General features: G+C 51.0%; 11 protein-coding genes. 2 read left to right on the plus strand and 9 right to left on the minus strand.

The features are described from left to right. Window positions 1–67 precede the first annotated feature (67 nt). A complete protein-coding gene (gene hemL, locus BZG81_RS02000; protein ID WP_077645824.1) occupies window positions 68–1,360 on the minus strand; it encodes a glutamate-1-semialdehyde 2,1-aminomutase in 1,293 nt (430 codons plus the stop codon). Window positions 1,361–1,573: 213 nt separating this feature from the next. Between hemL and erpA the strand changes: the two genes are divergently transcribed. Next, window positions 1,574–1,915, plus strand: coding sequence for an iron-sulfur cluster insertion protein ErpA (erpA, locus tag BZG81_RS02005; RefSeq protein ID WP_021022145.1), 342 nt, complete (start codon window positions 1,574–1,576; stop codon window positions 1,913–1,915). Window positions 1,916–2,001: 86 nt separating this feature from the next. On the opposite strand, the gene BZG81_RS02010 is transcribed toward erpA, so the two are convergent. Then, window positions 2,002–3,324 carry a peptidoglycan DD-metalloendopeptidase family protein gene (locus BZG81_RS02010; RefSeq protein ID WP_021022144.1) on the minus strand — a complete coding sequence of 441 codons (1,323 nt, stop codon included), beginning with the start codon at window positions 3,322–3,324 and terminating at the stop codon, window positions 2,002–2,004. A gap of 244 nt (window positions 3,325–3,568) precedes the next feature. Here BZG81_RS02010 and tyrS point away from each other — a divergent pair, with 244 nt between their 5' ends. Continuing rightward, window positions 3,569–4,756, plus strand: a complete 1,188-nt coding sequence (gene tyrS / locus BZG81_RS02015) for a tyrosine--tRNA ligase (protein WP_077459820.1) — start codon at window positions 3,569–3,571, stop codon at window positions 4,754–4,756. A 102-nt stretch (window positions 4,757–4,858) separates the two neighbouring features. Here the strand turns inward: tyrS and BZG81_RS02020 are convergent, their stop codons facing one another. From BZG81_RS02020 to gltB, 7 genes are all read right to left on the minus strand, one after another. Next, window positions 4,859–5,422 (minus strand): flavodoxin family protein, encoded by a 564-nt coding sequence (locus tag BZG81_RS02020; RefSeq protein WP_021022142.1) that lies wholly within the window; start codon window positions 5,420–5,422, stop codon window positions 4,859–4,861. A gap of 104 nt (window positions 5,423–5,526) precedes the next feature. After that, on the minus strand, window positions 5,527–6,138 hold the full coding sequence (locus BZG81_RS02025) for a TRIC cation channel family protein (protein ID WP_025744819.1): 612 nt from the start codon (window positions 6,136–6,138) through the stop codon (window positions 5,527–5,529). 20 nt (window positions 6,139–6,158) lie between these two features. Further along, entirely contained in the window at window positions 6,159–7,010 is an 852-nt protein-coding gene (btuF, locus tag BZG81_RS02030) for a vitamin B12 ABC transporter substrate-binding protein BtuF (protein WP_077645827.1), read from the minus strand. A 12-nt stretch (window positions 7,011–7,022) separates the two neighbouring features. Further along, window positions 7,023–7,982, minus strand: coding sequence for a cobalamin biosynthesis family protein (locus BZG81_RS02035; protein WP_077459818.1), 960 nt, complete (start codon window positions 7,980–7,982; stop codon window positions 7,023–7,025). A gap of 13 nt (window positions 7,983–7,995) precedes the next feature. Next, window positions 7,996–8,691, minus strand: a complete 696-nt coding sequence (mtnN, locus tag BZG81_RS02040; protein ID WP_077660088.1) for a 5'-methylthioadenosine/S-adenosylhomocysteine nucleosidase — start codon at window positions 8,689–8,691, stop codon at window positions 7,996–7,998. Window positions 8,692–8,793: 102 nt separating this feature from the next. Next, window positions 8,794–10,206, minus strand: a complete 1,413-nt coding sequence (locus BZG81_RS02045) for an FAD-dependent oxidoreductase (protein ID WP_077459816.1) — start codon at window positions 10,204–10,206, stop codon at window positions 8,794–8,796. 12 nt (window positions 10,207–10,218) lie between these two features. Beyond that, window positions 10,219–14,685, minus strand: a complete 4,467-nt coding sequence (gene gltB / locus BZG81_RS02050) for a glutamate synthase large subunit (protein WP_077669343.1) — start codon at window positions 14,683–14,685, stop codon at window positions 10,219–10,221. Window positions 14,686–15,059: the final 374 nt, after the last annotated feature.

Below are 15,059 nucleotides of genomic sequence, written 5' to 3' on the forward strand. Positions count from 1 at the left end.
GCATGCACGATGAGCGGGGCTTTTTGTTATTAGGCGCAACCGCTATGACTGGGCTATACGCCCTTGGTTAGCCTTGTGCCGCGAGCGTAGCGAAGGCGTGGTCAGCAGCTGCCAGTGTCGCATCAATTTCCTTTTGGCCGTGCGCCAAGCAGGTAAAGCAGGCTTCAAACGCAGACGGTGCGAGATAGATACCTTGCTCGAGCATTAAGTGGAAGAAACGCTTAAAGCGCTCAGTATCGCACTGCTGCACGTCTTTGAAGCAAGTGACTGTGTCTTGGTCCGTAAAGAAAAAACCAAACATTGCACCGGCTCGGTTGGTCGCTAATGGAATACCGTGTTTGTCGGCCAAGGCTTTAAAGCCATCAGCAAGTTGTTTGGTGACACTATTGAGGTAATCATGATTGCCTGGTTGACGTAGTTCACTAAGACACGCGAAGCCAGCTGCCATGGCGACCGGGTTACCGGCCAAGGTGCCCGCCTGATAAACCGGACCGGTCGGTGCTAAGTATTCCATCACATCGCGACGACCACCAAATGCACCTACAGGCATGCCACCACCGACGATTTTACCTAGGGTAGTCAAATCAGGTTTGACGTCGTAATAGGCTTGTGCGCCGCCAAGTGCCACGCGAAAGCCCGTCATCACCTCATCAAAAATTAGCAGGGCACCAAATTCATCGCATAGCGCGCGTAAACCTTGTAAGAAACCTGGCTGTGGTGGCACACAGTTCATGTTACCGGACACTGGCTCGACAATAATACAAGCCACCTCGTCAGGGTAAGTCTCGAACGTTTGGCGTACCGAGTCTAGATCGTTATAGGTGCAGGTCAGCGTGTGTTTGGCAAAATCTGCCGGTACCCCGGGGGAGTTTGGCTCGCCGAGCGTGAGTGCGCCTGAGCCTGCTTTCACGAGTAAGCAGTCACCATGGCCATGATAGTTGCCTTCAAATTTGATGAACTTATCGCGTTTGCTATAGCCGCGCGCGAGACGAATGGCACTCATGGTCGCTTCGGTGCCAGAGTTCACCATACGCACCATTTCCATGGATGGAACAAGCTCAGCAACCAGTTCTGATAAAGTGGTTTCACTTTCGGTGGGTGCACCAAAGCTCAGTCCACGCTGGGCGGCATCAACCACAGCTTCTCGAATGGAGGCGTGGTTATGGCCGAGAATCATTGGGCCCCACGAGCCGACGTAGTCGATGTAAGCTTTGCCGTCGGCATCAAAGATGTACGCGCCGTCAGCACGCTCCATAAAGACAGGGTCACCGCCGACACCGGCAAATGCACGCACGGGAGAATTCACGCCACCGGGAATGGTGCGTCTAGCTTGTTGAAAAAGTTGTGCTGATTTGGTCATGACATATCCTGTTAGGTAAGGCTTCGCCTAAATTGCGTCGGTGTATTTTAACCAAAGATACAGAACACTGGCGAGGTAGAGTATGATTTCATTGCAACAAGTTTGGCAATTAATACGTACTGATCACAATTGCGATCAAGCGCGCAATACTTGAACACTTTACTCAGGTATTAGATAATCCACTACTAAGCACCAAGAGCATGTGAGGTAACAATGAGCGAAGCACCTTTGCCGTTAGAGTTTTCTGAGGCCGCGGCGACCAAGGTAAAGACGCTGATTCAGGAAGAAGAAAACCCAAACCTGAAACTACGCGTCTACATTACCGGTGGTGGCTGTAGCGGCTTCCAGTATGGTTTTACCTTTGACGAAAACGTCAATGAAGGCGATATGGAGATCGAGAAAAGCGGCGTGATGTTGGTAGTGGACCCCATGAGTTTACAGTATTTAATGGGTGGGAAAGTCGACTATACCGAGGGGCTGGAAGGATCGCGCTTTTTCATTGATAACCCGAATGCCACCACCACGTGTGGCTGTGGCGCATCATTTAGCGTCTAATTTTTCGGCTGCGATAAAACGTACGACTTTTCGTTCCATCACAAAAACGGCGCCCTGTAGCGCCGTTTTTTGTCGCAATAGCCTGTTTAACCGCCACGGTTATAATGGTTTAAGTTGCCTACTGTCGCCAGTAGCTGGTTAAATTTGCTCAACTGTGCCATACGAGATTCAGCCAAGCGAACGAATTCTCGCTTGTCTTTACCTTGCAGGGATTTCGCTTCTGGCAATGCGACGGTGCGTGGGTTCTTATGCACACCATTGACCAAGAACTCGTAATGTAAGTGCGCCCCCGTAACACGCCCTGTTGATCCAAGCGTGCCGACGATATCGCCTTGTTTGACGCGCTGGCCGGTTTTCACTTTGCGTTTGGTCAAGTGCAAATACTTAGTGATGTATGTCGAGCTATGGCGGATAAAGACATAATTGCCGTTAAAGCGATTATAAGACGCTTTCATCACGATACCGTCACCAGCCGCTTTGATAGGCGTACCAACCGGTGCGACATAATCGGTGCCGCGATGCGGTTTGACCCGACCCGTCACCGGGTGCAGACGGCGTGGATTAAAGTTTGAACTGACATATCTAAAGTTCACCGGCGAGCGCAAGAAGGCTTTTTTCATCGCTTTACCGGTTGGTGTGTAGTATTTGCCACTCTCTGCTCGCACGGCGGTAAAGGTTTCACCACGGTTGGTGAACGTGGCTGCCAGAATATTACCGCTGCCAATGTGTTCACCTTCGACAAACTCCTCTTCATATAAGACGGAAAAACTGTCTCCGTTACGAATATCGAGGGCAAAATCGACATCCCAGCCGAAAATCCCCGCCAGTTGCATGATTTGGTTTGGAGTGAGGCCTGCGCCTGACGCGGCTTGCCAAAAGCTCGATTGAATGGTCGCTCGGGCAAAATTTATCTGGGTATCAACGTGTTTGGTTTCAATACGAGATTGATAGGTGTCATCGATCTTATTGACGATGAGGGTTTCATTGCTACCGCGTGGCTGAATCAGTTGCACCAGCTCGCCGCTGTCATCAACGCCTAAACGTACTTCATCACCAGGATTCAGATACGCCAAACGCTGGGTATGCTCATCGGCATTCACGAGGCGATAGAGATCAGTTGGGCTCAGGCCCGCGCGGTTAAACAGCAACGCCATACTTTCACCCGGTTGCACCTCATAGGTGGACCAATGGATAGTGCGGCTAAACTGTGCGGGCATTTCATCTTGTGGTGGCAGTAACGAGACGGCATCCACAGGGACAGGGTAGTGCTTACCCGGTTCAAAATTGGGTTGAGGGCGCGGGGTGCTTGGGCCATCAGGCACCAACATTAATAAGACTACGAATGCACTTAATGCACCGATAATGAGTTTATGTAACTTGGGTAAGGCTGCGAGTTTATTTAACGGCATGAAGACTATGTTGAATCACTACGAATAAAGTTATGACAGTCAGACACCCAATCGGTTTTATTGGGGATGATGCCCTGAAGTAGATTTGACACGGCTGACACAAAGACCACACACATTTTTTGATGGCAGCCACTGCGCACACCCTGTATACACTCTATCAGTTTAACTGGTTTCAAAAACTGTCGCTATTCGAGTAATATGTCCGTTTATCACATTTTTGCCTATTAGGTAGGAGCAACAGACTATGGCGAGCCTTGAAGCCGCGCTAGCAGAACTAAAACGTGGCGTTGATGAAGTAATCCCGGAAGACGAGCTGGTGGCAAAGCTGAAAGAGGATCGTCCTCTTCGCATTAAGCTCGGTGCGGATCCTACTGCACCGGATATCCACCTCGGTCACACAGTGATCTTAAATAAGCTCCGAGCTTTTCAAGCGCTTGGCCATGAAGTGATTTTTTTGATTGGCGATTATACCGGCATGGTTGGTGACCCGAGTGGTAAAAACACGACGCGCCCGCCATTGACACGTGAGCAGGTACTGGCAAACGCAGAAACCTACAAAGAGCAGGTCTATAAAATTTTAGACCCTGCTAAAACACGTATTGAGTTTAACTCTAAATGGCTGGGCGAATTAGGCACGGATGGCATGATTCGTCTCGCGGCGAGCTCAACCGTGGCGCGTATGCTCGAGCGTGATGACTTTAAAAAGCGTTATACCAGTAACCAAGCGATAGCTATTCATGAGTTTATCTACCCACTCTTGCAAGGCCACGATTCAGTCGCGTTGGAAGCGGACGTTGAGCTGGGCGGGACCGACCAAAAGTTTAACTTGTTAATGGGGCGTGAGCTGCAAAAGCAAGCGGGACAAAAGCCGCAAGTCGTGATGACGATGCCGCTATTGGTTGGGCTTGATGGTGTTAAAAAGATGTCTAAATCGGCCCATAACTACATCGGCGTCAGCGAACGTCCAGATGATATGTTTGGTAAAATCATGTCGATTTCTGACGATCTCATGTGGGATTACTACGAGCTGTTGTCATTCCGTCCTCTCGAGGAAGTGGCTCAGTTTAAGCAAGATGTTCAAGCGGGTAAAAACCCTCGTGATATTAAGATCTTGCTGGCGAAAGAAATCATTGCCCGTTTCCATTCAGACGCCGATGCTGACGCGGCCGAGCAAACTTTTATCAATCGTTTCCAAAAAGGGGCGATGCCAGATGAGATGCCAAGCTTTACCTTTGAGCAAGGTATTGCGATTGGTAATCTGCTAAAAGAGGCGGGACTGGTAAATTCCACCTCAGACGCGCTGCGTATGATCCGCCAAGGTGCGGTGAAAATTGACGGCGAAAAAGTGGAAGACACTAAGCTGGTGCCAGCAGCGGGTGAAGCCGTATATCAAGTGGGTAAGCGTAAGTTTGCGCGTGTGACGTTAAGCTAGAGATCCCCTAAAAGGGGACTCTACGTAACGTATAAAGGCATGACTAGCTGATAACGAAAAGCCCTCGCGTAATTCGCGAGGGCTTTTCTCATGATTTACTGACTAGGTATGCCAAACGCCTTTTAGTGCACGTACCATGTGTTGACCAAGGTAAAACGCCGTTTGTAGGCAGGCTTCGCTAAGTTGGGCATCGTCTGGAGTGTGTGCAGTCACCCCAAGGCTTGTGCCACTTGGGTTAATGTTTTCTACCCCGATATTGGCACGGCCTAGGCTTAGCCACAGCATGTCATGCTGGCTGGCTAAGGTTTGGAAATACTGCAGTGTCTGGGGCTGATCGCCACCTGGGTAGGTGCCTACGGTAAAGCCTGCCGCGTACTTTCCTCGCCAATCTTGTGTTTCCCAGCTTGGGCTGGACGCATCGGCAAAGGCTTTAAATTGTGCGCTTGGCCCACCCATGTAGGTGGGAGCACCAAAGATGATCGCGTCGACCTCTTTGAGTTTTTCAAACAGCTTATCATCGATAAAGCGTCCGTTTTCTATCATTTCTGATGTAATGCGATACACCACTGGCTCGGCATCGCCGGCATGAATGCCTTCTGCGATGGTGGTGGCGAGTGCATGCGTGTGTTCATCTTCAGAGTGATAAATGATGGCAATGCTGATCATAGAGGCTCCTTTATTAGGCTGTTCTCCATGACATTAGGGTGTGCTGCCTAGATTTCAACCACCATTTGCCATATATCACGACACCTTAACACTAATGGCTATCACTATTTATCGAGCGCAAACGGCGGTAAAGATAAATGCCAGCGAATGGCCGCTAAACGGATCAGTAAGGTGGTGAGCATACCGGCGAGCGATGCCGTGACTGTGTCTGGACTCACTTCGATAGCAAGAGTATGGACAATGCCGCCAGCAATACAGGCCGTTGCATACACTTCCGTTCTCAGCACCATAGGCACTTCCCGCGCGAGCACATCACGAATAATGCCACCGCCACAGGCCGTTATGACCCCCATGATCACCGCGACAAGTGGCGATGCACCATAGCTTAGGGCTTTATCCACCCCAATGCCGACAAAGACCGCTAAACCAATCGCATCCGCGCAAGGCAGTACGTACCAAGGTAGACGGCGCGGATGGCGGATCAGCAGCATGGTCGCCACGCAGGTGGCTAATATCACCCAAATATAAAGCGTATCGGTAATCCAAAAGGCTGGTGTGGCGCCCATGGCCATATCTCTGACGGTGCCTCCTCCAATGGCGGTGGCACAGGCCAACACCACCACGCCAAAGGGGTCCATTCTTAAGCGACCGGCGACTAACACCCCTGAAATAGCAAAAACGGCGGTGCCAAATAAATCGAATAAATACAGAATCATGGTTTGTGTCATGCTAGGTCCTATTGCGCGTGACGGACTTTATCGAGGGCGGTACAAATTTGCTCTGCGGCATTCAATGCGCGTGGTGTGGCGCGGGTTAACCAGTCAGGATTCAGTGGCCAGGTAAAACGTTGTGCGTGATCGGGCACTAATTCAGCCATCGATTGCCAAGATTCTGGCAATGTCGCACCGGTGTAGAACACCGTTTGTGGTAAGCGAGTGATCACCTGTTCCATATTCACTTGCGGATAGGCGGCTGGGCTTTCGGCGAAAATATTTTCCCCGCCGCATAAGCGAAATAACTGACTCGGCCAAGCACGATCACTGGCGGTCATTAAAGGCGTATCGCTGAGTAGATAAAAATAGCGTACAGATGGTGCGTTCTGATAACGCGCTTTGAGCTGTGCGAGCTTTTTATCAAAGGCTTTTGCGTTGCGTGTGGCGATATCAGACGTCTTACTGTAGCGGCCTAACTCGCGAATAAACTGGCCAATGTCGCTAAGCTGGTTGGGGTTAAGGTAACGAATCTCAAATCCCATCTTAGCGAGAGTTTCTAGCGGTTTAGGCGGATTGCCGCCACGCCAAGCTAAAATTAAATCAGGCTTTAGGGCGATAATGCGCTCTAACTTTATCCCGCGGTAATTGGCCACGCGTTCAAGAGACTTTGCTTGCTCTGGGTAATCACTATAGGCGCTGGCTGCGACTAGATGAGGACCAAGTCCTGCGGCATAGGCGAGCTCAGTCGCATGAGGAGCAAGACTGATCACTCGAGGTGACGTGGCATAAGCGCTGAAAGCCAGTCCCCAAAGCGAGATGAGAAACACAGGTCTACATACCAAAAGCAGCACGAGGCGGGCGCGAAAACGAGGCATCAATCCGAGTCCTTAAAGAATAAGAAGCAAAGAGCTTAACGCAAGCCAAATTAAAACACTGTGTTTTAATTTTAAACGCAAAAGCAATAGGTGGTAACACGCCGGGGTGACCCCGTAGCCAATTTTGGTTCTGAGGGTTTTCGTGCCTTGATAGATAGCCGGGCCACCGAGAGATAATTGAAAGCGGCTTCCCGCACAGGCGAGTAGCCAACCCGGTCCTGGCGTGCGCCAACGACGGCCTTGTTGCCAGCAAGCTTTGAGATGCGTCCATGGCGTACGCCCTAGCGCCAACACGAGCGCAAACAGCGACATTGGAATGGTGTCGACTAGGTTGAGTAATCGTGCGGTTGCAAGGCCGAATGGATAATAGGCTAGTCGGCTGGGTGACCAGACGCGATGGAGATGAACCACACTGGTATATAAAAGGGCACCGACGCCACCGGCAAGCGCATAGTAAAAGATCACACAGGCGCCATGCCGAGCCGTGCCGAGGATCAGCGTTTCGGCGCCGGCTTTACCGATGCCGATCAATGACAAGGACTCAGTGTCTCGGTTTACCTGTGTCGCAAGTAATGCACGCGAGGTACCTTTATCATGCTCATCAATGGCCTGCGCGAGTGCGTGTCCAAATTGGTCAATCGGTCGCCACGCTAATGCGAGCCAAAGCAAAATCCCATCAAAGAGTGGACGTGACCAGACGAGCTCACGAGCGGCAATCAATAAAATAGCCAAGGTGCCGCACATCAAGGCCAAGGCGAGACCACCCGCGAGTTTGCGTTGCTGTTTAGGATCGTTATCTTTATTGACTTGGCTCGCCAGCAATACGGCATACTGCTGCCAATATTGAAAAGGAGAGTGCTGGGTTGAGAGCGGCAGTAACCAGTGGATCAGCACCGCCAGCCACAGCGCCCATAAGCTTCCGTGGTTGGCGGCGAATAGTATCCATTGTTGCGGGTTAAGCAAAGCATCCATGATCGTGGTCGGGTTAGTCGTTAATCATCGTCACCATTTTTTCGACCATGGCGGAGGAGCTTTTTGCTGCCAGAGGCAAGAATTCTTCAAAAGACATGGGTGACTCTTTTTCTGCGACCACGTCAGAAATAGCACGTACTACCACAAAAGGTGTTTTGAACTGGGCACAAACTTGCGCAATGGCAGCCGCTTCCATTTCTGCGGCAACGGCTTGGGGGAAGTGAGTGTGGATATGTTGACGATGTGCGTCAGTGTGGACGAAGGTATCTGCGGTACAAATGAGTCCGCGAACCACATGAGTATCAGCGTCGACCGCTTTCTCAGCTAATTGCATTAAGGCTTCATCCGATTCAAATACTGCCGGCTGCTGTGGCACCTGCCCCATTTGATAGCCAAATGCGGTTGCGTCCGCATCGTGATAACCAACCTGAGAAGACACAACGACGTCTCCGACATTGAGCGAGGGCTCAAAAGCACCCGCAGAGCCGGTATTGATCACCCAATCAGGCTGGTGCTGTGAAAGCAACAAGCTGGTGCCAATTGCCGCCGCTACTTTACCAATTCCCGACTGCAACAAAACAATATCATGGCCGTGTAAGGTGCCGGAGTAGAAGGTGCAACCGCCCTCATGGTGCGTCGTTAGGCTGGTTAGCTTGTCGCGCAGTAGAGTGACTTCTTGCTCCATTGCGCCAATAATGCCGATTTTCATGGTTATAATCCTGTTCGCGCGTTAATGCCGTTAGTGTACATTAGACAATAAAAAAGTGCCTCCTTTGAGGCACTTCTGATGCTGTCGTTGATCTTAACGCGTTTAAACTTCAAGGTAATCCATGATCCCCTCCGCCGCTTTACGGCCTTCATCGATAGCCGTGACCACTAAGTCGGATCCTCGTACTGCATCCCCGCCGGCAAAGATCCGCGGATTCGTGGTTTGGTATAAGATCTCACCTTTGGCAGGCGCCTGAATCCGTCCTCGTTCGTCTAGTGCGACATCGTAAGGTTCCAACCATTCCATTGCATGAGGCTGAAAACCAAAAGCCATGATCACCGCGTCAGCTTCCAGTATGTGTTCACTGCCTTCAATCGGCTCGGGACGACGGCGGCCGGCGGCATCCGGGGCACCCAATTGGGTTTTCACTACGGTGACGCCACGGACATTGCCGTTATCGTCCACTTCAATGCCAAGCGGTTGCAGGTTGAACATAAAGTTGACGCCCTCTTCACGCGCATTTTTAACTTCTCGACGTGAACCCGGCATGTTTTCTTCGTCACGGCGATAAGCACAGGTGACGCTAGCGGCTTGTTGGCGAATCGAGGTACGCACACAGTCCATAGCCGTATCCCCGCCACCGAGGACCACAACACGTTTCCCTGCCATATCGATAAAGTCGGGCGCATGATCCAGATCCATCACTTTATAGGTGTTGGAGACTAAAAAGGGCAGGGCATCAAAGACACCGGGCGCATCTTCATTCGCGAGCCCGGCACGCATGTATTGATAGGTTCCCACACCTAAGAATACCGCGTCGTAGTCATCCACGAGGGTTTGCATCTCAATATCTTTGCCGACTTCGGTGTTGAGGCGGAACTCTACACCCATCTCGGTAAAGACGCGCTGACGATGACGCATGACATCCTTTTCTAATTTAAAGGAAGGAATGCCAAAGGTAAGCAAACCACCGATCTCAGGATAACGATCAAAGACGACGGGTTTAACGCCATTGCGTACTAACACATCGGCGCATGCCAGACCAGCAGGCCCTGCGCCAATCACGGCCACTTTTTTATCGGTCCACTCGACATGTGACATATCGGGCTTCCAGCCCATTTCAAAGGCTTTATCGGTAATGTATTTTTCGACATTACCGATAGTCACCGCACCAAAATCGTCGTTGAGAGTGCAGTCACCTTCGCACAGACGATCTTGCGGACAGACTCGGCCGCAGACTTCTGGCAAGCTGTTAGTTTGATGTGACAGTTCTACCGCTTCAATAATCCGCCCTTGGTTGGCAAGCTCTAGCCATTGCGGAATGTAGTTGTGTACTGGGCACTTCCATTCGCAATACGGGTTGCCACAATCGAGGCAACGATCTGCTTGGGCCGATACTTCCTTCTCGGTGAAAGGCTCATAGATCTCAACGAACTCAATCTTGCGCGTTTCAATCGCTTTTTTGCGCGGATCAATGCGCTGGACATCAATAAACTGATAGATGTTCTGGCTCATGGGTCCCTCCTTTTATTGCGCCTGAACGCGCAACTCGGTCGCGCTACGACTTTGATGGCCTAATAAAGTATTCACATCCGCCGCTTTGGGTTTGACCAAATAGAAGCGATGCACCCAATGATCAAACTCATCCAGTAGCTGTTTTGCACGATCCGAGCCAGTTAGCTCAAAATGCTGAGCAATTAAGCCACGTAAATGCTCTTGGTGGATCGTGAGAGCTTCCAGTGAGAGTGCCTCGACCAATTCAGCATTGATATGGGCATGGAAGTCGCCCTCTTCATCCAGCACATAAGCAAAGCCGCCTGTCATTCCAGCGCCAAAGTTGACACCGGTGCGCCCTAGAATTGCCACAATACCGCCTGTCATGTATTCACATGCGTTATCGCCTGCGCCTTCCACAATGGCATGGACGCCTGAGTTGCGTACCGCAAAGCGCTCTCCCGCTTTACCCGCAGCAAAGAGCTTGCCGCCCGTTGCACCATACAGGCAGGTGTTACCCATAATGGTGGATTCATGGCTGGCAAACGCCGATCCAACCGGTGGACGGATGACAATCTGTCCGCCACTCATGCCTTTACCGACATAATCGTTGGCATCACCGATGAGGGTAATGTTGACTCCAGCGGCATTCCATACCCCTAGAGACTGGCCTGCGGTGCCTTGCAGTTGAATATCGAGCGGATTGGCTGCCATTCCGGCATTGCCATAGCGTTTGGCGATGACGCCTGACAAGCTAGCACCGACTGAGCGGTCGGTATTACGGACCGAGCGGTAAATACTCGCGCTACGATTCGCCTCAATCGCATCACTCAGTTCACTCAGCAGAGTCTGGTTCAGCGCCGCTTTATCGAATGGCGTATTCGGCTCACTGCAATATAAGGTTTTTCCCGGCCAAGGCGTTGGCGCCTCAAGGATATGGCTTAAATCCAGTTTCAACTGTTTGGCGGTAAAGCCTTCAACTGCCTCTAATAAGTCGGTACGGCCAATCAGATCGGTGAGTTTCTCGACCCCGAGCTCAGCGAGCAGTTCGCGCACCTCTTCACCCAGGCCTTTGAAGAAATTCATCACCTGTTCGGGGAGGCCTTTAAAGTGATCGCGACGCAAGGTTTCATCCTGGGTTGCCACACCGGTCGCGCAATTGTTGAGATGGCAAATTCGCAGATATTTACAACCGAGTGCCACCATGGGGGCGGTACCAAAGCCGAAACTTTCTGCGCCTAAAATCGCCGCTTTAATAATGTCGAGACCGGTTTTCAAGCCGCCATCAACTTGCAGGCGAATTTTGTGGCGTAAGCCATTTTCCACCAAAGCTTGCTGGGTTTCGGCTAGGCCGAGCTCCCAAGGGCTACCTGCATACTTCACCGATGTCAGCGGGCTGGCACCGGTACCGCCATCGTAACCCGAAATGGTAATCAGATCGGCATAGGCTTTCGCGACGCCAGTGGCAATGGTGCCAACACCTGGTTCCGAGACCAGCTTAACCGAGACCAGTGCCTGCGGATTCACTTGTTTTAAGTCGAAGATCAGCTGCGCTAAATCTTCAATTGAGTAAATATCATGATGAGGCGGCGGCGAAATCAGGGTGACTCCAGGCACGGAAAAGCGTAGTTTCGCGATCTCTGCGGTCACTTTATGCCCTGGCAGCTGCCCGCCTTCACCCGGTTTCGCACCTTGCGCGACCTTGATTTGCAGCACGTCGGCATTAGTTAAGTAGTGCGGGGTGACGCCAAAGCGGCCCGAGGCAATTTGTTTGATCCGAGAATTACGCTCGCTATTGAAGCGACGTGGATCTTCACCGCCTTCTCCAGAGTTGGAGTGACCGCCTAGACGGTTCATGGCAATGGCGAGAGCTTCATGGGCTTCTGGACTTAAAGCGCCAATTGACATAGCGGCTGAATCAAAGCGTTTAAACAGCTCGGTCGCGGGTTCTACGCGCTCGAGTGCAAGCGGCGTTTGTGCTTTTTTCAAGCGCATTAAGTCACGCAAGGTCGCGACCGGACGTTCATTGACCGTGTTGGCGTAGGTTTTGTAATCCATGGTTTCACCCGAGCGGACCGCGCTTTGCAAGTTGGTCACTACATCGGGGTTATAAGCATGGTACTCACCGTCATGCACATATTTGAGCAAGCCACCGTGCTCAAGCGGTTTGCGTTTAATCCACGCGCGACGGGCAAGGTTGATGAGGTCTTGTTGGAAATCGTCAAAATTTGCCCCTTGAATCCGACTCGCGACGCCTTTAAAGCAAAGTTCAATGACATCGTCATGCAGACCTACGGCTTCAAACAGTTGCGAGCAGCGGTAAGACGCAATGGTCGAGATCCCCATTTTCGACATGATTTTGTAAAGGCCTTTATTGATGCCATTACGGAAGTTAACCATGACGTCACGATAAGGTTGGTTGACCGCACCAATATCGACCAAATTAGCCAAAGTTTCGTAGGCTAAATAGGGATAAACCGCGGTGGCGCCAAAACCGAGTAACACCGCAAACTGATGGGCATCACGAGCGCTACCGGTTTCGATGATGATGTTGGCATCACAGCGCAGGTTCTTGCTGACCAAACGTTTTTGCACTGCACCGACGGCCATGGCGGCTGGGATTGGGAGCGTGTCTTTATGAATACTGCGATCGGACAGCACGACCAAGACGGTGCCATCGCGGACACAGCGCTCAGCTTGATCACAAAGGTCAAGGATCGCTTGGTGAAGATCTTTCTCGTTCGGGTTGTAGTTAATATCGAGAACCGTATTGCGGTAATAGGTGTCGTCCAGCTCGAGTAACTGGATCAGATCTGAAAACAGCAGTACGGGCGATTTAAAGGCAACCCGTTCGGCATGGCCATCGGTCTCGCAAAAGACGTTCATCTCGCGACCGATACAGGTCGCCAATGACATCACGTGATTTTCCCGTAACGGATCGATAGGTGGATTGGTGACCTGAGCAAATTTTTGCCGGAAATAGTCACTGACACAGCGCGGACGCGAAGAAAGCACCGCCATTGGTGTGTCATCGCCCATAGAGCCGGTCGCTTCTTGGCCGATATCACCCAAGACCTTGACTACCTGGTCAATCTCTTCGTTCGACATGCCAAACAGCTTTTGATACGTCTTGAGCTGACCATCTTGCAGGTTGCGGCTGCCTTCACTGGTTTGTGGGTCCAGATCTTCAAAAGGCGTCAGGCGACGGACGTGTTGATCGAGCCATTCGCGATAGGGGTGGCGGCTTTTGAGCTCATTATCGATTTCACCCGAGTGCCAAATTTTGCCTTCTCGTGTATCAATGACCAGCAACTCGCCTGGCCCGACACGCCCTTTTTCCTCAACTTCATCCGGTGCGTAATCCCAGATGCCGACTTCAGATGCCAAGGTAATAAATTTATCTTTGGTGATTACATAACGCGCTGGACGCAGACCGTTTCGGTCAAGATTACAGGCCGCGTAGCGACCGTCTGACATCACGATGCCGGCTGGGCCATCCCAAGGCTCCATATGCATCGAATTAAAATCATAGAATGCGCGGAGCTCATCATCCATATCTGGATGATTTTGCCAAGCAGGCGGCACAAGCAGGCGCATGGCTCGGAACAAGTCCATACCACCGGCAAGAAAGACTTCCATCATGTTATCGAGGCTGGATGAGTCTGAACCGGATTCATTCACAAATGGCGCCGCTTGGTATAAATCTGGCAATAATGGCGAGTTAAACTTATACGCACGGGTCCGCGCCCACTGGCGGTTGCCTTCAATGGTGTTGATTTCACCATTGTGTGCGAGGTAGCGGAAAGGTTGGGCAAGCGGCCAGCGCGGCTGTGTATTGGTACTAAAACGCTGGTGGAACAAACAAATCGACGACTCAAGGCGAAGATCGGCCAAATCAGTGTAAAAGCGCGGCAGATCTGCCGGCATACACAGTCCTTTATAGACAATGGTTTGGGTCGACAAGCTGGTCACATAAAAATCTGCATCATCGGTGAGGGCCTTTTCGGCGCGACGACGTGCAATGTAAAGGCGACGTTCGAGATCGCGAGCTCGCCAGCCGGCTGGTCCATTGATAAAGACTTGCTCAATCACCGGTTGAGACTGTTTGGCGATGTCTCCAAGTACGTCAGAATTGGTCGGTACCGTTCGCCATCCCACCACTGAAAGGGTTTCAGCGTTGATTTCTTGCTCGAAGCGTTGTTTGGCTTGTTGGGCTTTAGCTGGATCGGCGCTTAGAAAAATCATGCCGACCGCGTAAAGGCGGCTAAGCTTCCATTGATTTTGCTCAGCGATAAGGCGGAAAAAGCGGTCTGGCTTTTGCAGCAGCAATCCACAACCATCGCCTGTCTTACCGTCTGAGTTGATACCACCTCGGTGGGTCATGCGGTCAAGTGCAGCGATAGCGGTACGAACCAGTTTGTGGCTTGGCTCTCCCTCTTGGTGGGCAATAAGGCCAAAACCACAGTTATCTTTTTCCAGCATTGGGTTGTACAGCGACATTGCAATTCTCCCTTGCTACTGCGTGATGCGCAGTGATTGCATTTATTGTCGTGATCCTCCTGACCACTCTGAGCGGGCTTAGCCTTGTGACTATGCTCCCGTTATGTTGTGATTTTTTAACGAGATTTGTCGGTTATTGGTTATTTAACTAGCTGTTTTTAAAAACAATAACCGAATCAAATAAGGGGAAAACACGACTCAGCGACCTTCCAAATTAACGGGAAACCCCGCAAAGGTCAAATTTTTGTATGCAACCTTTATGCATATACAAATGTAAAAAACGACGATTTAAGGTTATGATTTAGCGTGATTTTAATGCGGATAATCAGGGAATAATAGCTATTCGCAATTATGCTTTTTAGTTAAATAATTAT

It is taken from the genome of Salinivibrio sp. MA607 (genome assembly GCF_001996245.1).
GTDB classification, from domain to species: Bacteria; Pseudomonadota; Gammaproteobacteria; order Enterobacterales; family Vibrionaceae; genus Salinivibrio; species Salinivibrio costicola.

What these genes read in the sequence shown, in the direction of transcription:
- hemL (WP_077645824.1), bottom strand. Translation starts at nt 1,360, where the DNA reads ATGACCAAATCAGCACAACTTTTTCAACAAGCTAGACGCACCATTCCC.
- erpA (WP_021022145.1), top strand. Translation starts at nt 1,574, where the DNA reads ATGAGCGAAGCACCTTTGCCGTTAGAGTTTTCTGAGGCCGCGGCGACC.
- BZG81_RS02010 (WP_021022144.1), bottom strand. Translation starts at nt 3,324, where the DNA reads ATGCCGTTAAATAAACTCGCAGCCTTACCCAAGTTACATAAACTCATT.
- tyrS (WP_077459820.1), top strand. Translation starts at nt 3,569, where the DNA reads ATGGCGAGCCTTGAAGCCGCGCTAGCAGAACTAAAACGTGGCGTTGAT.
- BZG81_RS02020 (WP_021022142.1), bottom strand. Translation starts at nt 5,422, where the DNA reads ATGATCAGCATTGCCATCATTTATCACTCTGAAGATGAACACACGCAT.
- BZG81_RS02025 (WP_025744819.1), bottom strand. Translation starts at nt 6,138, where the DNA reads ATGATTCTGTATTTATTCGATTTATTTGGCACCGCCGTTTTTGCTATT.
- btuF (WP_077645827.1), bottom strand. Translation starts at nt 7,010, where the DNA reads ATGCCTCGTTTTCGCGCCCGCCTCGTGCTGCTTTTGGTATGTAGACCT.
- BZG81_RS02035 (WP_077459818.1), bottom strand. Translation starts at nt 7,982, where the DNA reads ATGGATGCTTTGCTTAACCCGCAACAATGGATACTATTCGCCGCCAAC.
- mtnN (WP_077660088.1), bottom strand. Translation starts at nt 8,691, where the DNA reads ATGAAAATCGGCATTATTGGCGCAATGGAGCAAGAAGTCACTCTACTG.
- BZG81_RS02045 (WP_077459816.1), bottom strand. Translation starts at nt 10,206, where the DNA reads ATGAGCCAGAACATCTATCAGTTTATTGATGTCCAGCGCATTGATCCG.
- gltB (WP_077669343.1), bottom strand. Translation starts at nt 14,685, where the DNA reads ATGTCGCTGTACAACCCAATGCTGGAAAAAGATAACTGTGGTTTTGGC.